The organism is Brachybacterium equifaecis, from assembly GCF_023509525.1.
GTDB classification, from domain to species: Bacteria; Actinomycetota; Actinomycetes; order Actinomycetales; family Dermabacteraceae; genus Brachybacterium; species Brachybacterium equifaecis.
Map to the genome: position 1 here is coordinate 1 of NZ_JAKNCJ010000008.1, position 16,216 is coordinate 16,216.

The following is a 16,216-nucleotide window of genomic DNA, read 5'->3' on the forward strand; positions in this document are numbered from 1 at the left end:
GGCGTGGGACCAGGGCAGCGAGATGGCCCAGCACGCGAAGGTCTCCCTGGCCACGGCGATGCCGGTCTACTTCGCCGATCCCCACTCGCCCTGGCAGAGGCCCAGCAACGAGAACACGAACCGACTCTACCGGGAGTACCTGCCCAAGGGCACGGTGATCCCCGATCACCAGCCCTACCTCACCACCATCGCCGAGGAGATCAACAATCGACCCCGCCGCCGACTGGGCTATCTCACGCCCACCGAGGCATTCGCACGACTGCTCGCCGGCGAGCCCCATGTTGCTTCGACGCCTTGACATCGCCCTCGGCCAGACCAGGAAGCGATGTCCACGCTCGTCCCAGACATTGACCGATGGGCGCGACGGACGACGCGAGCACGCAATGATCTGGCCCACGAAGGACGAACACCGAATCACACCTTCGAGGAGTTGATCGCCATCGTGGATGTCACCACTGCGGTGGTGATATTGAACCTGCTGCACGAGGTCGGGCTATCTGCCGAGCGGCAGCGAGAGATCGTCAAGGAGCACCCGCAGTTGCGTGCGACAGCTCGACAAGCGAGTAGGCATCTATGCGCTCCCAATGAATGATATTGACCTCGCCGACGACACAAGATTGAGGCTCGTCGCGCATGTCAAGCGATAGCGCTAGCCACATCAACAGCCGGTCGATTCATCTTTCCTCACGGCCTCCGCGTCTTCGCCCACACCGTGCCCCGGTGAACTCCGTACCGGCGTGCCAGCGTCTTCACGCTGACACCGTCGGCGCGGGCTGTTCGCATAACGTCGACTTCGGTGTCAGTGAGACGTGTTCGAGGTCGTTTCTTTGGTTCCGCCGACGCGCCGATCAGAGGGTCGTCGACCTCGCCCTCGGGCTCGGCATCCCCACGAGTGCTTAGATTCCACGCGGAAACCAGCCTCTCAACCCGTGGTCGCCTGTTCCCGCAACACTCCATTGCCTCCACCATGTCTCGGAGCATCCTCGCGCACAGCCCGCGCGGGCGATCAGCGCGTCGCGCCCATCAGCCAGTACGCGCCGAGCAGCCCGCCGATCACGATCAGGCCGATGACTGCCCAGATGAGCCCGGTGCTGCGATCGCGCTCACGGTCCTCAGGGGTGCGGGGCGCGGCGTCGAGCCCGGCCTCTCGCTGGGCGGCGCTGCGTCGGATCATGGCGGACACCGCCACCCCGAGGGTGACCAGGGCGACGAGTCCGAACGTGAGCAGGATGATGTTCTCCACGCAGCCACCTTCTCACGCCCGCCTGCGACCCCCATGCGCTCCGCTTCGACCTCGGATCGCTCCGCGCGACCCTTCCTATACTGGTCACGGGCCACTCGCGGCCCGTCTCTCCCGCTTCAGGAGGCTCGTGCATGACTTCGCAGTCCACCCCGCTCGACGTCGCCGCGATCCGTCGGGACTTCCCGATCCTGGATCGCGAGCTGGAGCCGGGGACGCCGCTGGTCTACCTCGACTCCGGCGCCACCGCGCAGCGACCGCGGCAGGTCATCGAGGCGGAGGTCGCCTTCCTCGAGCGGGACAATGCTGCGGTCAAGCGCGGATCGCACCGGCTCGCCGAGGCCGCGACCGACGCCTATGAGGGAGCCCGAGAGCGGATCGCCGCGTTCATCGGTGCGCCCAGCCCCGATGAGGTCGTCTTCACGAAGAACGCCACCGAGGCGCTGAACCTCGTGGCGCACTCCCTCGGCAGCGGCAATCAGGCGGTCCCGGACGCCCTGCGGGTGGGGGCGGGCGACGAGATCCTCGTGACCGAGATGGAGCACCACGCGAATCTCGTGCCCTGGCAGGAGCTCGCCCGCCGCACCGGGGCGACGCTGCGGTGGATCCCGCTCGGCGAGGACTTCCACCTGGACCTCAGCGAACTCGACGCGCTCCTGAACGCGCGCACGAAGGTGCTCGCGATCAGCCACCAGTCCAATGTCCTCGGCACCATCAACCCGATCCGGGAGCTCACCGAGAAGGCGCACGCAGTCGGCGCGCTGGTCGTTCTCGACGCCTGCCAGTCCGTGCCCCACATGCCCTTCGATGTCGCGGAGCTCGGCGTGGACTTCGCCGCGTTCTCCGGCCACAAGATGCTCGGGCCGACGGGCATCGGCGTGCTCTGGGGCCGGTACGAGCTCCTCGCGGCGATGCCTCCCTTCCTCACCGGCGGCTCGATGATCGAGGTCGTCACCATGGAGGGATCGACCTATGCGGAGCCGCCCGCGCGTTTCGAGGCCGGTACGCCGATGGTCTCCCAGGCCGTGGGTCTCGCTTCGGCCTGCGACTACCTCGACGCCCTCGGCATGGAGCGCATCCAGGCCCACGAGCAGGCGCTCACCGCCCGCGCGATCGGTGGCCTGCAGGAGCTGCCCGGAGTGCGGATCATCGGCCCGGGGGCCGGGGCGGACCGCTTCGGGGCCGTCGCCTTCGACCTCGCCGGGCGCCACCCCCACGACGTCGGCCAGGTGCTGGACTCCCGCGGCATCGAGGTGCGGGTCGGCCACCACTGCGCCTGGCCCCTGCACCGCCGCTACGGAGTCCACGGCACCACGCGGGCGACCTTCTCCGTGTACACGACCGAGGAGGAGGTCGACGCCCTGATCGCGGGCATGCAGACCGTCCTCGAATTCTTCGCCCGCTTCGACTGAGAGAGATCCCGTGGACCTGACGTCCCTCTACACCGACATCGTGTTCGAGCACGACAAGCGGCCGCTCCACGCCGGGCTGCGCGAGCCGTTCACCGCAGAGGTGCACCACGTGAACCCGACCTGCGGCGATGAGATCACCCTGCGCCTCCACCTCGACACCGCCGGCACGCAGCCGCGGGTGGAGGACATCTCCTATGACGCGGCGGGATGCGCGATGAGCCGCGCCTCGGCCTCGATCATGGCCGATCTCCTCATCGGCCGCAGCGTCGAGGAGGCGGCGGCGACCGCCGCGCACATGGAGCAGGTGATGCACGCTCGCGGCCGCGAGGCGGGCGACGAGGACGTGATCGGGGATGGAGTGGCGCTCGTCGGAGCGGCGAAGTTCCCGAACCGCGTCAAGTGCGTGCTGATGTCGTGGAAGGCCTACCAGGCCGCTCTGCTCGAGGCGCGCACGCTCGGTCTCGCAGGGGGCGCGGCATGAGCCCCCGCCACCGCGGCACCGACGCCGGCTCCGATTCCCGCACGCAGTCCCGCAGCGAGGGCGCCGGTCCCCGCGGGAAGGACGCCCCCGAGCCGACGCTCGCCGACGTGTTGGAGGTCCTGGAGGGCGCATACCCGCTGGACTGGGCCGAGGACTGGGACCGCGCAGGTCTCGTGCTCGGGGACCGCAGCGCGACGGTGCGGAAGATCCTGCTGGCCGTGGATCCGACGATCGCCGTGGCCGACGAGGCCGTCGAGGCGGGCGCGGATCTCCTGATCACCCACCACCCGCTGCTGATGAAGGGGGCGAGCTTCCTCCCGGAGGACTCGGGCAAGGGAGCAGTCGTAGGCCGTCTGCTGCGCGCGGGCACCGCCCTGTGGTGCGGCCACACGAACGTGGACCGCTCGAGCCTCGGCACCGTCGGGGCGTGGGTGAGCGCGCTCAGCCTGCGCAGTGTCGCGCCGCTGCGGCCCGCGGACGGTCGCGACGCAGACGGCGATGAGGGCGAGGACAGCCGGCACGGCTCCCGGCTCATCGGTCTCGGCGCCACCGGCATGCTGCGCCGCTCCACGACGGTGCGCCAGCTCGCCGAGCGGATCTCGACGCTCGTGCCCGCCACCGCCCAGGGCATCCGCTTCACCGGGGATCCCGAGCGGAAGGTCCGACGGGTCGCGCTCTGCCCCGGAGCCGGAGACTCCTTCCTCGACCTCGCCGCGGAATCCGGCGCCGACGTCTACATCACCTCTGACCTGCGCCATCACCCGGCGCTCGAGCACCTCGAGAGCAGGGCCGACGCCCGCGCCGTGCCCGCGCTGATCGACGTGGCCCACAGCGCGAGCGAAGCGCTCTGGCTGCCGCTCGCCAAGGAGCTCCTGGAGGCGGCCCTGCCGCACCTCGAGGTGAGGACGAGCGAGATCCCGACCGATCCGTGGAGCGGGCGCGTCGACTGATCCCTGTCGAGGCCTCGCCGACCGCTGCCGAAGGCCCGGGCCAGCGCCCGGTGTCCAGGAGGTGCCCCGCCGTCAATCCGCGCGATCGACCATGACCAGGCGATCGCCCTCGAGCTCCACGCCGAGCTCTCCCGCGAAGACCTCCTGCAGGAGGCCGAGGAGGGCGTCTGCGTCCGGGAGCGGGCGCTGATCCTGCAGCAGCGCCCGCGTCACCCAGCCGCGGCAGCGCTTCGCATCGTGGGAGATCACCTTCCGCACCCCGCCCCGCTCCTGGACGGGCGAGACCTCGAGCACGCGCACCCCGGACCCCGACCGCAGCGGCATCATCGCCCGGTAGGCGCCGGAGCGGCAGTCGAGCACCAGGGGAGTAGGTGAGGCCGCAGTCTCTGCGAGCAGGGCGGCGCCGATCGGATCGAGCCGCCGGCGCCACCAGGCCCCCGCCTTCCCCAGGCGATGCACCTGCGAATCGGCGGAGAGGCGGTACGCAGGGATGCGGTCGTGCTGCGCGTCGACCACTCCGAGCAGCGCGCTCTGGATCAGCACCCGTCGATCCGGGCTCGGCAGGGCTGAGGAATCGAGCTGGTCGTACAGCACCCCCGAGTACACCTCCAGGGCGGGCACGGCAGGCTCGTGCTCGAGCTGCGCCATCCGCGCGACGAGCTCAGGCGCCGAGGCGGGGACCCCGAGCCGCGCGGCGGCCGAGGCGCTCCGCGCTGTCGCGCCCGCCGCGCGCAGCATCGTCCCCCGCGCCGCGTGCAAGGACGGGAAGGACAGCAGCTCCGGATCGAACCCGGCTGCACAGGAGGGATCCGGACGGGTCTTGGACTCCGAGGGCGGCAGGAGGATCAGCACGCGGGGGCTCCGTTCATCGCAGGCGGCGCAGGCATCTCAGGGGGCGGTAGGATCGCTGGCGGACCAGTCGGCCGGGCAGTCGCGTCCTCGGTGCGCGAGCACCGGGGCCGAGGAAAGTCCGGGCTCCTTCCGACACGGTGGTGGGCAACACCCACCCGGAGCGATCCGCGGGACAGTGCCACAGAGAGCAGACCGCCGCCGCTCGGCCTCGCGCCGAGGGGAGGTAAGGGTGAAAGGGTGGTGCAAGAGACCACCGCGGTTCCGGTGACGGAACCGGCACGGTAAACCCCACCGGGAGCAAGGCCAGACAGGGGGCGCTCGAGGTCGTCGGACCGAGCCCCCGGGTAGGCCGCTGGAGGTCGTCGGCAACGGCGATCCGAGATGGATGACTGCCGATCACAGAACCCGGCTTACAGGCCGGCTGGTCCGCACACGGCGAAGGCCGGCCCGAGAGGGCCGGCCTTCGGCGCATCACTTCTGCTTCGCGGCGGCCTTCCGCGCGCGCTTGCGCTCGGAACGGGCGAGCGCGGCGGCGCCGATGATCCCGGCATCGTTGCGCGTCTGCGCGGGGATGATCGGGGCGTTCAGCTCGAGCAGCGGCAGGAAGTGCTTGTGCTTCTTGGAGACTCCGCCGCCCACGATGAACAGATCGGGGGAGAAGAGCAGCTCGAGCAGCGCGTAGTACTCCTGCAGGCGCTCGGCCCACTGCTCCCAGTCGAGCCCCTCGCGATCGCGCGCGGAATCCGCGATGGTGGCCTCGAAGCTGACGCCTGCGCGGGGGATGTGGCCGAGCTCCGTGTTCGGGACGAGCTTCCCGTCCACGAACAGCGCGCTGCCCACGCCGGTGCCGAGCGTCGTCATCAGCACGACGCCCTTGGTCCCCTTCCCGGCGCCGAACTCCATCTCGGCGATCCCGGCGGCATCCGCATCATTGACGACGAAGACGTCATGGCCGGTGCGCTCGGTCAGCAGGCTCGCGACGTCCGTGTCGATCCAGGACTTGTCGACGTTCGCCGCGGACTTCGCGACCCCGTGCTGGATGATCGCGGGGAAGGTCACACCGATCGGGAGGTCGGAGCTGACGCTGAAGGCGCTGATCAGCTCTGCGACGGTGTCGGCGACGGCGTCGGGAGTGGAGGGCTGGGGCGTGGGGATGCGCAGGCGGTCGGTCGCGAGCTCTCCCGCCGCGAGGTCCACCGGCGCCCCCTTGATCCCGCTGCCGCCGATGTCGATGCCGAAGGCCTCCTTCGGCTCCTTTGCGTCCTTGCTCATGGTCTCTCCTCGGGTGGGCGCCCCGCGCTCGGGGGACGGATGAAGGGATGCTCCGCCGCGAGCGGGCGGAGAGGCGGGCACAAGTCTGTCAGACGAGAGTCAGGATCTCGTAGCCGCCCTCGGTGACGACGAGGGTGTGCTCGAACTGCGCCGTGAAGGAGCGGTCCTTCGTGACGACGGTCCAGCCGTCATCCCACATCTCCCATTCCTGGGAGCCCAGGGTCACCATGGGCTCCACGGTGAACGTCATGCCCGGCTCGATGACATCCGCATAGAGCGGGGCAGAGTCGAAGTGGGGGATGATCAGCCCGTTGTGGAAGCCCTCGGCGATGCCGTGCCCGGTGTAGTCGCGGACGGACTCGTAGCCGAAGCGGCCCACGTACTTCTCGATCACGCGCCCGATCACGTTGACTTCGCGCCCGGGCTTCCCGGCGCGGATCCCGCGCATCATCGCCTCCCGGGAGCGCTCCACAAGCTCCGCGACCCGCGGATCGACCTCGCCGATCAGGAACGTCGCGTTGGTGTCGCCGTGCACGCCGTCGAGGTGCGCGGTGACGTCGACGTTGAGGATGTCCCCCTCCTCCATGACCGTGGAGTCGGGGATGCCGTGGCAGATGACCTCGTTAAGGCTCGTGCAGCACGACTTCGGGAAGCCCAAGTAGCCGAGCGGCGAGGGGTAGGCGCCGTTCTCGATGAGCACCTGGTGGACGACCGCGTCGATGTCATCCGTGGTCGCTCCCGGAACTGCTGCGCGGCCCGCGGCCTCGAGAGCGAGAGCGGCGATGCGGGAGGCGGTGCGCACCCGCGCGATGATCTCGGGGCTCTGGACGTGCGGACCGGAGTCCGAGACCGCCACGTCCTTGCCCACGTACTCCGGCCGAGGGATCGACGCGGGCACGCTGCGCGAGGGACCGATCGCGCCGGGGGTGAGCACGGCGCGGCGCTCGGGTCGCAGGAAGGGCTGATCTACGCTCATGCTGTTCAGTGTCTCACCGCCCTGGTGGGACGCGCGTCCAGCACTGCAGGAGATGACGATGAGCGAGTTCTACTACAACGTGGACACCGGCCAGGTCGAAGAGGGCAAGCAGTCCTCGGGCATGGAGCTGATGGGCCCGTACCCGACGCGCGAGGCGGCGCAGCAGGCGCTGTCCACCGCCGAGAAGCGCAACGAGGCGTGGGACCGCGAGGACGAGGACTGGGACGAGGAGGCCTGAGGCCCCGCGCCTTCCCGATGCGAAGAGGCGCCCTTCCCGGCCGGGAAGGGCGCCTCACTGCATCACCGGTCCGATCCGGCAGGAGAGATCACTCGAAGGAGTGCTCCGGACCGGGGTAGATGCCGGCCTCCACGCTCGCGCGGTAGTCCGCAGCCGCCCGGCCGAGCTCGCCCCGCAGATCGGCGAAGGTGCGCACGAACTTCCCTTCGAAGCCCGACAGGCCCGCCATGTCCGCCCAGACGAGCACCTGCCCGTCGCAGTCGCGTCCGGCGCCGATGCCGATCGTGGGCACGTGGGTGATCTCCGTGATCCGGGCGGCCAGGGCGGCGGGGACCAGCTCCAGCACGATCGCGAACGCTCCCGCGTCCTGCAGGGCCTGCGCGTCCTCGGCCAGGCGGTCGGCCGCCGCGTGATCGCGACCCTGGACGCGATGACCGGAGAGCGCGTTGACGGACTGCGGGGTGAAGCCGAGGTGGCCCATCACCGGGACGCCGGCGTCCACCAGAGCGCGCACCCGGTCGGCGTAGACGGCGCCGCCCTCGAGCTTCACGGCCTCCGCGCCCGCGCGCAGCAGCTCGATGCCGTGGCGCACAGTCTCCTCGACCGAGACCTGGTACGACCCGAACGCGAGATCGGCGACGATGAGAGGCCGGTGCACGGAGCGGGCGACCGCGCCGGTGAAGGTCAGCATGTCCTGGTGGGTCGTGTGGACGGTCGAGGAGTAGCCGAGGACGGTCGTGCCGACGGAATCGCCCACCAGCAGGACGTCGATCCCCGCCTCCTCGAACACTTTCGCCGTCATCGCGTCGTACGCGGTGAGCATCGCGAACGGACGGCGCGCGCCCTTGGCCTCCTGGAGGTGGCGGATGCGCACCTTCGCGGGCCGGGAGTCTGCGGTCTCATGGGCCGCAGGAACCGCGGGGAAAGCGCCGGTGCGGAGCGACGGAGTGTTCACGGAGAGTCCTTGAGGTCGATGAGGATGGCAGTGCGCCCAGCGTAATGGGGCCCGGGCGGCGCACAGCAGTGGTGTAGCGTCGGCAGTGTCCGGCATGTCGCTCTCCGCAGCGCCGTGCCCCGTGCAGTCCTGATGAAAGGCCCAGCGATGAACGCTCGTCCCCGCACTCTCGGCCGCACAGCGGCCCTGGCCGCTTCCGGCCTCGCCCTCACGCTCGCGCTCGCCGGCTGCGGCGGCTCCGGCACCGACGCCGCGCCGTCCTCCGAGGCCGCGACCGCATCGGCCGCCGCCTCGAGCGAGGCTGCGACCACGGAGGCCGCGACCACTGAGGCCGCCACCACCGAGGCGGAGACGACCGAAGCGGCAGCCCCTGCCGAGGTCACCGAGGCGGACCTCGCCACTGCCGAGCAGCGCTACATCGATTTCGTGAACGCGCTCGCGAACAAGGATGCGAACGCCGCCTGCGGCTTCATGATGGATCCCACGACGAACGAGCCGGTCAGCGGCGCCACCCAGGCCGTCTGCGCCTCGGCGCTCGAGTCGGACGGCATCATGGACCAGTTCACGCCGGAGATCGCGGGCGTGTTCACCACCGATCTGCTCGAGGCGAAGCCTGCGGCGAACGGCACGATCGACGTCACCGCGAACGGCGATTCGCTCGGAGTGTTCACCAAGGCCGGCGACGGCCAGTGGTACATGCTCGCACCCCAGGGCTGAGCACCGCTCCTCCACGGCCCGTCCTGCGCACTGCGCGGGGCGGGCCGCCGCGCATCCTGGAACGTCGGCTCGATGCGGCAGACTGGGCGCATGGAACGCCAACATGATGCAGTGCTGCGCACCGTCGCCGAGCGGAACGTGCGCTTCGTGCGCCTGTGGTTCTGCGATGTCGTCGGGACGCTGAAGTCGATCGCGATCTCGCCCGAGGATCTCGAGAGCGCCTTCGACGAGGGGATCGGCTTCGACGGCTCCACCATCGAGGGCCTCACGCGCGCCTACGAGTCCGACATGCTCCTGCGCCCGGATCCGGCGACGTTCCAGCTGCTGCCCTGGCGGGGAGAGACCGAGGGCACCGCCCGCATGATGTGCGACGTGCTCACGCCCGACGGAGAACCCGCCGCCTCGGATCCCCGCCGCGTGCTCAAGGACGCCCTCGCCCGCGCCGAGGCGAAGGGTCTGGAGCTGTACCTCCACCCCGAGATCGAGTTCTACCTCTTCCGCGAGCCCTATCAGTCGGGGGAGCCGCTGGTCCCGATCGACTCCGCCGGCTACTTCGACCACGTCCACAAGGGCGCGGGCAAGGACTTCCGCCGCACGGCCATCCAGTACCTCGAGCAGATGAACATCCAGGTCGAGTACTCGCATCACGAGAACGGGCCCGGTCAGAACGAGATCGACCTGCGCTACACCGATGCGCTCACCGCGGCGGACAACATCCTCACGTTCCGCACGGTGGTGAAGGAGGTCGCGCTCACGATGGGGCAGTCGGCCACGTTCATGCCGAAGCCGATGATCGAGCATCCCGGATCCGGGATGCACACGCATCTCTCGCTCTTCCAGGGCGGGAAGAACGCGTTCCACGAGCCGGGCGCCGAGTACGGGCTCTCCCGCCTCGCCCGCCAGTTCATCGCGGGTCTGCTGCGGCACGCGCCCGAGTACTGCGCGCTGACCAACCAGTTCGTGAACTCCTACAAGCGGCTGTGGGGCGCGCAGGAGGCCCCGAGCTACGTGACCTGGGGCCACAACAACCGCTCGGCCCTGGTCCGCGTGCCGTTCCACAAGCCCACTAAGGGCACGAGCTCCCGCATCGAGTTCCGCGGCGCCGATTCCGCGTGCAACCCCTACCTCGCCTTCGCCGCGCTGCTGTCGGCGGGGATGGCGGGAATCGAGGGGGAGTACGAGCTGCCCGAGGGCGCCGAGGACACCGTCTGGGAGCTCACCGAGCGCGAGCGGCGCGCCATGGGCATCGAGCCGCTGCCGAGCGACCTCTACCGCGCGCTCGAGGTGTTCGAGGGCTCCGAGCTGATGGCCTCGGTGCTCGGGGAGCAGGTGTTCGAGTACTTCCTGCGGAACAAGCACCAGGAGTGGCAGCGCTACCGCGAGCAGGTGACCCCGCAGGAGCTCTCCACCACCTTCCACCTGATCTGAGGCACCGATGGCACCGCATCCCACCGCTTCGCCGTCGGAGCCGCCGGCGACCACTGGCGTCCTCGCCCGGCTCGGATTCGGGCAGACCTCCCGAGTGCAGCGATTCCTCGCCGATCCTGCGCTCCAGGGCCTCGGCCCAGGGGCGGCCGAGGTGCTCGGCGCCGCCCCCGACGGCGATGAGGCGGTGCTCGGCCTGCTGCGCCTGGCCGAGTCGTTCCGCGCCGCAGGTCGCGACTCCGAGCTCGGCGCGCTGCTGTCGGGCATCGGCGAGCCCGGCACCCCAGGCGACCGCCTCGTGCGCCTGCTGGGCACCTCCGTGGCGCTCGGCGACTTCCTCACGCGGCACCCCGAGGCGCATCGCGCGCTGCATGCGACGGACGATGCGCTCGCTCCGCCCGCCGGTGCGGTGCGCGAGCGGATGCTGCGCGCCGTCGGCGCCGATCCGGCGGATGCGGTCCCCGTCGGCCGGCTCGAGGGGCGGGAAGCGCGCGACGGACTGCGCATCGCCTACCACGAGCGGCTCGTGGAGATCGCGCTGGCCGACGTCAGCGCGGAGGATCCCACGCGCGTCCAGCCCGAGGTCTCCGCGGCGATCGCAGAGCTCGCGGGCGCCGCGCTCGAGGCCGCGCTCGCCACGGCGCGGGCGAGCGTCGAGGGGCAGGAGAAGGTGCGCCTCGCGGTGATCGCGATGGGCAAGACCGGCGCGCGGGAGCTCAACTACATCTCGGACGTCGACGTCGTCTACGTCGCCGCTGCAGCCGAGGAGGACGTGGACGAGGAGGAGCTCACGCGGATCGGCTCCGCCCTGTGCCGCGAGCTCGCGCGCGTGTGCGCGGACCGCACCGCCGAGGGATCGCTGTGGCAGGTCGATGCGAACCTGCGCCCCGAGGGGAAGGACGGCGAGCTCGTGCGCTCGCTGGACTCCTACCGCCGGTACTACACCCGCTGGGCGGAGAGCTGGGAGTTCCAGGCGCTGCTGAAGGCGCGCGCCGTCGCGGGGGATGCCGAACTGGGCCGGCAGTTCGAGGAGCTGGTGGAGCCGTGGGTCTGGCAGGCCTCCACGCGCGAGGGCTTCGTCGAGGGCACGCGGGCCATGCGGCGCCGGGTGATCGCGCACATCCCGCGGGACCAGGCCGACCGCAACATCAAGCTCGGACCGGGCGGGCTGCGGGACGTGGAGTTCACCGTGCAGCTGCTGCAGATGGTGCACGGCCGCACCGACGAGTCCCTCCACCTGCGCGGCACCCTTCCGGCGCTGCACGCCCTGGGCGAGGGCGGGTACATCTCCCGCGACCATGTCACCGAGCTCGACTCCGCATACCGGCTCCTGCGCACCATCGAGCACCGCCTCCAGCTCCACCGCATGCGGCGCACCCAGGTGCTGCCCACCTCCGAGGCGGAGCTGCGCCGTCTCGCGCGGAGCATCGGGACGAGCCCCGAGGAGTTCATGACGCTGTACGAGCGCACGCGGCGGCGCGTGCGCCAGCTGCACGAGGACATCTTCTACCGGCCGCTCCTGGTCACCGCCTCGAACCTCACCGACGGCCAGGTGCGGCTGAGCACCGAGGACGCGATGAGCCGGCTCGCCGCGATCGGCTACCGCGATCCCAAGCGCGCGATGGATCACATCACCGCGCTGACCGAGGGGATCTCGCGGCGCGCAGCGATCCAGCGCCAGCTCCTGCCCGCGCTCATCGAATGGTTCGCCGACGGCATCGATCCCGACTACGGCCTGCTCGCCTTCCGACGGCTCTCCGACGCGCTGGGCTCCTCCCACTGGTACCTCGCCCTGCTGCGCGACAGCGGGGCGGCCGCGCGCCGGCTCACGCGCGTGCTCTCGAGCTCACGCTTCGTCGGCGAGCAGCTCGAGCAGATCCCGGAGGCCGTGCGCTGGCTGGGGCGTGACGAAGAGCTGCGGCCGCTGGGCCGCGGTGCGCTGCACGCGGAGTTCCTCGCGGTGATCCGGCGAGTCGACAGCACGGAGCACGCCCAGGATCTCCTGCGGCGAGCACGCCGCCGCGAGCTCGTGCGCATTGCGATGGCGCACCTCGTCGGACTCATCGATCCCGCACAGGCGGCGCGCGGCCTGACCGATCTCGCCGAGGCCGTGCTCGAGGCCGGACTGCTGGTGGCGTACCACTCCGTCGCTCTGGAGCGCGGGGCGATCGGGCAGGAGGTCGCGCCCATCGCGCCCGTCGCGCAGGAGGATGCGGAGCCTGCGCTGCCCGGTCGCCGGGAGCTGCGCGAGCGCCTCTCCGACCCGGCGCGGTCCCTCGGGGTGGAGGTCGCGCTGCTCGCGCTCGGCAGCTTCGGGGCCCGGGAGATGGGCTACGCCTCCGACGCGGACGTCCAGTTCGTCTATGCCGACCGCGGCGCGGGGGAAGCGGCGGGGGAGATCGCCGTGGCCGTAGCCGCGCACCTGCAGAAGATCCTCAACGCCCCCTCTGCCGGGGCGGACATGAAGGTCAATGCGGATCTGCGGCCCGAAGGGCGCAGCGGCGTCCTCGCCCGCTCGATCGACGCCTGGAGCGACTACTACCGGCGCGACGCGCTGACCTGGGAGCGGCAGGCGCTCGTCCGGGCCCGCGTGCTCGTGGCCTCTGAGGAGCTCGGGGCGCGACTGGCAGGGGAGATGGATCGCCACCGGTATCCGGCGAGCGGTCTGCCCGCCTCCGCCCGTCGAGAGATCTCGCGGATGAAGGCGCGCATCGAGTCCGAGCGGCTGCCGCGCGGCGCCGATCCCGCCCGCCACCTCAAGCTGGGTCGCGGGGGGATGACGGATGTGGAGTGGGTCGCCCAGCTCCTCGTCCTCGAGCACGCGCATGGGGTGCCCGCTCTGCGCACCACCGGCACGCTCGACGTGCTCGCCGCTGCTCGAGACGCGGAGCTGATCACCCCGCGCACAGCCGAGGATCTCGGCGCGGCCTGGCTCCTCGCCTGGAAGGTGCGCCGCGCCCTGTTCCTCTGGAAGGGGCGCGAGGGCGACGTGCTGCCGGTGGACCGGATCGACCTGCGGGCCGTCGCGCACCTCGTCGACGGCGAGGACGCGGTCGCGCGCGATCTCGAGGAGCGGTACCTGAGGATCACCCGCCATGCGCGCACCCTCGCCGAGGAGGCCATCTTCGAGCAGGGCATCTGAGGCGGGCGCGCGGCGATCTCACACCGCCGCCTCCCCGGGAGCGCCGATCCGCCTGCGTAGCCTGGACCGGCACCCGACCCGACGAGGAGCCATGACCACACCCAGCCTGAGCGCGCAGACCGACCGCGGACGCATGTACCGCCTGGAGCCCGACGGCCCGCTCGTCTACCCCTCGATCACCACAGTCGCCGGGATGCGCGCGAAGGATCATCTCCAGGGCTGGTACGCGACCATGGCCTCGAAGCGGGCCCTCGACATGTACGCGTGGCTGGACCGCAACCCGGGCCGCGCGGGAGCAGAGATCTCGCGGGTGACGCGGGAGAAGTGGGCGACGCAGAAGAAGATCGCCGCAGCCGCCGCCGAGCACACCGCGATCGCCTCCGAGTTCGGCACGCTCGTGCACGCGATCTGCGAGGACTGGGGCCGCAGCGGCGCCCGCCCGGCCCGCGATGAGATCTCCGCGCGGATCGAGCAGATGCGCACCGAGCAGAGCGCCTTCGCCCAGGAGAGGGATCTCGACGCGCTGATCGCACGCGCCGAGGTGCGGATCGAGGGCTACGGCAGCTTCCTCGAGGACTTCCAGCCGGAGCTCGTCGAGATCGAGCAGACCGTCGTCAACCACACCGTCGGCTATGCGGGGACGACCGATGCGATCGTGCGGATCGGCGGCTCGCTGCTCTCGGGGGACATCAAGACCTCCAAGCAGGTGCGCGGCGAATACGCGCTGCAGGGCGTCGCCGTCGTCAACGCCGAGGGCCTCCTGGACGACGACGGCAGCGTGCGCGACATGCCCGAGCTGACCGGCGCGTTCATCATCCACCTGCCCGAGGCCGGCGGATACCGCGTAGTGCCGCTGAAGACGGGGGAGGAGGAGTGGACGGCCTTCTGCTCGCTGAAGAAGGTCTGGGCGTTCCAGTCCGACGGCAGCGCCCTGCCCGAGGCCCGCGACCCGAAGGCGCTCATGCTCAGCCTGCTGAAGGCCAAGGGCGGGCTGGACGCGCTGGGCTGAGCGAGCCTTCCTGAACGCGGAAGCGCCCGCGGGGGAGGATGTCCATCCTCGCCCGCGGGCGCTTCTCCTCTCTGGAGCCGGGCGGGCTCAGATGTCGTAGTAGAGCTCGAACTCGTAGGGGTGCGGGCGGAAGCGGAAGGGATCGATCTCGTTCTTCCGCTTGTACTCGATCCAGGTCGAGATCAGGTCCTCGGGGAACACGTCGCCCTCGGTGAGGTAGTCGTGATCGGCCTCGAGCGCGTCCAGGGCCGCGCCGAGGGAGTCGGGCAGCTGCTTGATCTGGGCGTGCTCCTCCGGGGGAAGCTCGTAGAGGTCCTTGTCCACGGGCTCGGGCGGCTCGATGCGGTTGCGGATGCCGTCGATGCCGGCCATCAGCTGCGCGGCGAAGGAGAGGTACGGGTTCGCCGACGGGTCAGGGGCGCGGAACTCGAGGCGCTTGGCCTTCGGGGAGGTGCCGGTGACAGGGATGCGGATCGCGGCGGAGCGGTTGCGCGCCGAGTACACCATGTTCACGGGCGCCTCGAAGCCGGGCACGAGTCGCTTGTACGAGTTGATCGTCGGGTTCGTGAACGCGACCAGCGAGGGCGCGTGCTCGATGAGGCCGCCGATGTACCAGCGGGCGATGTCCGAGAGGCCGCCGTAGCCGCGCTCGTCGTAGAAGAGGGGCTCGCCGTCCTTCCAGAGCGACTGGTGGGTGTGCATGCCCGAGCCGTTGTCGCCGAAGAGGGGCTTCGGCATGAAGGTCGCCGTCTTGCCGGCCTCCCACGCGACGTTCTTGATGACGTACTTGAACTTCATGACGTCGTCGGCGGCCTTGCGCAGGGTGTCGAAGCGGTAGTTGATCTCCTGCTGGCCCGCGGTGCCGACCTCGTGATGGGCGCGCTCGATGTCGAGACCGACCTCGGCGAGCTTCATGACCATCTCGTCGCGCAGATCGGCCATCTGATCGTTGGGGGAGACGGGGAAGTAGCCGGCCTTGACGCGGGTCTTGTAGCCCTGGTTGCCGCCGAACTCGGACTCGTCGCGGTCCGTGTTCCACGCGGCCTCGTCGGAGTCGATGGAGAAGAACGAGCCGTTGATGTCCGTGCGGTAGCGGATGTCGTCGAAGATGTAGAACTCGGCCTCGGCGGCGAAGAAGGCGGTGTCGGCGATGCCGGTCGACTTCAGGTACTCCTCGGCCTTGGTGGCCACCGTGCGGGGATCGCGCGAGTAGGGCTCGTCGGTGAACGGGTCCACGATCGAGAAGTTCAGGATGAGCGTCTTGTGCTCGCGGAACGGATCGATGTACGCGGTGTCCAGATCCGGGACGAGCTTCATGTCGGACTCGTGGATGGCCTGGAAGCCGCGGATCGAGGATCCGTCGAACATCTGGCCGGTGGCCATGGCCTCTTCGGTGAAGGTCGAGGCCGGCACGTTGAAGTGCTGCATCACGCCGGGAAGATCGCAGAAGCGGATGTCGACGAACTCGATGTCCTCTTCCTCGATGTACGTGACGATCTCACTGGGCTTGCTGAACACATGTCCTCCATCCGCGCGCGGTCGCGCGC

At 70.4% G+C, this 16,216-nt stretch carries 16 protein-coding genes and 1 other RNA gene; 11 read left to right on the top strand and 6 right to left on the bottom strand.

The annotated features are described in order from the left end of the window. Together Bequi_RS11825 and Bequi_RS11830 are read left to right on the top strand one after the other, a co-directional pair. The coding region (locus tag Bequi_RS11825; RefSeq protein WP_249738142.1) for an IS30 family transposase at positions 1 to 298 on the top strand (298 nt) is incomplete at its 5' end. A gap of 27 nt (positions 299 to 325) precedes the next feature. Further along, entirely contained in the window at positions 326 to 592 is a 267-nt protein-coding gene (locus Bequi_RS11830; protein WP_206694345.1) for a HEPN domain-containing protein, read from the top strand. A 414-nt stretch (positions 593 to 1,006) separates the two neighbouring features. On the opposite strand, the gene Bequi_RS11835 is transcribed toward Bequi_RS11830, so the two are convergent. Further along, positions 1,007 to 1,243 (bottom strand): hypothetical protein, encoded by a 237-nt coding sequence (locus Bequi_RS11835; protein ID WP_249738143.1) that lies wholly within the window; start codon positions 1,241 to 1,243, stop codon positions 1,007 to 1,009. Between the two features lie 131 nt (positions 1,244 to 1,374). Here Bequi_RS11835 and Bequi_RS11840 point away from each other — a divergent pair, with 131 nt between their 5' ends. The 3 genes from Bequi_RS11840 to Bequi_RS11850 are packed head-to-tail and all read left to right on the top strand — an operon-like array spanning position 1,375 to position 4,083. After that, positions 1,375 to 2,652 carry an aminotransferase class V-fold PLP-dependent enzyme gene (locus Bequi_RS11840; protein ID WP_249738144.1) on the top strand — a complete coding sequence of 426 codons (1,278 nt, stop codon included), beginning with the start codon at positions 1,375 to 1,377 and terminating at the stop codon, positions 2,650 to 2,652. A gap of 10 nt (positions 2,653 to 2,662) precedes the next feature. Then, the gene (gene sufU / locus Bequi_RS11845) at positions 2,663 to 3,133 is read left to right on the top strand and encodes a Fe-S cluster assembly sulfur transfer protein SufU (RefSeq protein WP_249738145.1); all 471 of its coding nucleotides are present in this window, start codon (positions 2,663 to 2,665) and stop codon (positions 3,131 to 3,133) included. Next, a complete protein-coding gene (locus tag Bequi_RS11850; RefSeq protein ID WP_249738146.1) occupies positions 3,130 to 4,083 on the top strand; it encodes a Nif3-like dinuclear metal center hexameric protein in 954 nt (317 codons plus the stop codon). Before sufU ends, Bequi_RS11850 begins: the two co-directional genes overlap by 4 nt. A gap of 72 nt (positions 4,084 to 4,155) precedes the next feature. Here the strand turns inward: Bequi_RS11850 and Bequi_RS11855 are convergent, their stop codons facing one another. Next, the gene (locus Bequi_RS11855; RefSeq protein WP_249738147.1) at positions 4,156 to 4,935 is read right to left on the bottom strand and encodes a YaaA family protein; all 780 of its coding nucleotides are present in this window, start codon (positions 4,933 to 4,935) and stop codon (positions 4,156 to 4,158) included. A gap of 63 nt (positions 4,936 to 4,998) precedes the next feature. Between Bequi_RS11855 and rnpB the strand changes: the two genes are divergently transcribed. Next, an RNA gene (gene rnpB / locus Bequi_RS11860) (RNase P RNA component class A) lies at positions 4,999 to 5,364 on the top strand. Between the two features lie 42 nt (positions 5,365 to 5,406). Here the strand turns inward: rnpB and ppgK are convergent. Beyond that, complete coding sequence (gene ppgK, locus Bequi_RS11865; RefSeq protein ID WP_249738148.1) at positions 5,407 to 6,207, bottom strand: polyphosphate--glucose phosphotransferase; 801 nt, start codon at positions 6,205 to 6,207, stop codon at positions 5,407 to 5,409. Positions 6,208 to 6,295: 88 nt separating this feature from the next. Next, positions 6,296 to 7,183, bottom strand: coding sequence for a type I methionyl aminopeptidase (map, locus tag Bequi_RS11870; protein WP_249738149.1), 888 nt, complete (start codon positions 7,181 to 7,183; stop codon positions 6,296 to 6,298). Between the two features lie 58 nt (positions 7,184 to 7,241). On the opposite strand from map, the gene Bequi_RS11875 reads away from it, so the two are divergent. Beyond that, entirely contained in the window at positions 7,242 to 7,421 is a 180-nt protein-coding gene (locus tag Bequi_RS11875; RefSeq protein ID WP_249738150.1) for an SPOR domain-containing protein, read from the top strand. A gap of 88 nt (positions 7,422 to 7,509) precedes the next feature. Here the strand turns inward: Bequi_RS11875 and panB are convergent, their stop codons facing one another. After that, positions 7,510 to 8,376: a 3-methyl-2-oxobutanoate hydroxymethyltransferase gene (panB, locus tag Bequi_RS11880; RefSeq protein ID WP_249738151.1), complete on the bottom strand. Its 867-nt coding sequence runs from the start codon at positions 8,374 to 8,376 to the stop codon at positions 7,510 to 7,512. Between the two features lie 147 nt (positions 8,377 to 8,523). Between panB and Bequi_RS11885 the strand changes: the two genes are divergently transcribed. The 4 genes from Bequi_RS11885 to Bequi_RS11900 all read left to right on the top strand — a co-directional run bounded on the left by Bequi_RS11885 (position 8,524) and on the right by Bequi_RS11900 (position 14,669). Next, entirely contained in the window at positions 8,524 to 9,093 is a 570-nt protein-coding gene (locus Bequi_RS11885; protein ID WP_249738152.1) for a hypothetical protein, read from the top strand. Positions 9,094 to 9,183: 90 nt separating this feature from the next. Further along, positions 9,184 to 10,521 carry a type I glutamate--ammonia ligase gene (glnA, locus tag Bequi_RS11890; RefSeq protein WP_249738153.1) on the top strand — a complete coding sequence of 446 codons (1,338 nt, stop codon included), beginning with the start codon at positions 9,184 to 9,186 and terminating at the stop codon, positions 10,519 to 10,521. Between the two features lie 7 nt (positions 10,522 to 10,528). Continuing rightward, complete coding sequence (locus Bequi_RS11895) at positions 10,529 to 13,660, top strand: bifunctional [glutamine synthetase] adenylyltransferase/[glutamine synthetase]-adenylyl-L-tyrosine phosphorylase (protein ID WP_249738154.1); 3,132 nt, start codon at positions 10,529 to 10,531, stop codon at positions 13,658 to 13,660. A 91-nt stretch (positions 13,661 to 13,751) separates the two neighbouring features. After that, a complete protein-coding gene (locus tag Bequi_RS11900; RefSeq protein WP_249738155.1) occupies positions 13,752 to 14,669 on the top strand; it encodes a PD-(D/E)XK nuclease family protein in 918 nt (305 codons plus the stop codon). 87 nt (positions 14,670 to 14,756) lie between these two features. On the opposite strand, the gene glnA (Bequi_RS11905) is transcribed toward Bequi_RS11900, so the two are convergent. After that, entirely contained in the window at positions 14,757 to 16,187 is a 1,431-nt protein-coding gene (gene glnA / locus Bequi_RS11905; RefSeq protein WP_249738156.1) for a type I glutamate--ammonia ligase, read from the bottom strand. Between the last annotated feature and the right edge of the window lie 29 nt (positions 16,188 to 16,216).

Coding starts and splice junctions, on each gene's coding strand:
- Bequi_RS11830 (WP_206694345.1), top strand. CDS start 326: ATGTCCACGCTCGTCCCAGACATTGACCGATGGGCGCGACGGACGACG.
- Bequi_RS11840 (WP_249738144.1), top strand. CDS start 1,375: ATGACTTCGCAGTCCACCCCGCTCGACGTCGCCGCGATCCGTCGGGAC.
- Bequi_RS11850 (WP_249738146.1), top strand. CDS start 3,130: ATGAGCCCCCGCCACCGCGGCACCGACGCCGGCTCCGATTCCCGCACG.
- ppgK (WP_249738148.1), bottom strand. CDS start 6,207: ATGAGCAAGGACGCAAAGGAGCCGAAGGAGGCCTTCGGCATCGACATC.
- map (WP_249738149.1), bottom strand. CDS start 7,183: ATGAGCGTAGATCAGCCCTTCCTGCGACCCGAGCGCCGCGCCGTGCTC.
- Bequi_RS11875 (WP_249738150.1), top strand. CDS start 7,242: ATGAGCGAGTTCTACTACAACGTGGACACCGGCCAGGTCGAAGAGGGC.
- Bequi_RS11885 (WP_249738152.1), top strand. CDS start 8,524: ATGAACGCTCGTCCCCGCACTCTCGGCCGCACAGCGGCCCTGGCCGCT.
- glnA (WP_249738153.1), top strand. CDS start 9,184: ATGGAACGCCAACATGATGCAGTGCTGCGCACCGTCGCCGAGCGGAAC.
- Bequi_RS11895 (WP_249738154.1), top strand. CDS start 10,529: ATGGCACCGCATCCCACCGCTTCGCCGTCGGAGCCGCCGGCGACCACT.
- Bequi_RS11900 (WP_249738155.1), top strand. CDS start 13,752: ATGACCACACCCAGCCTGAGCGCGCAGACCGACCGCGGACGCATGTAC.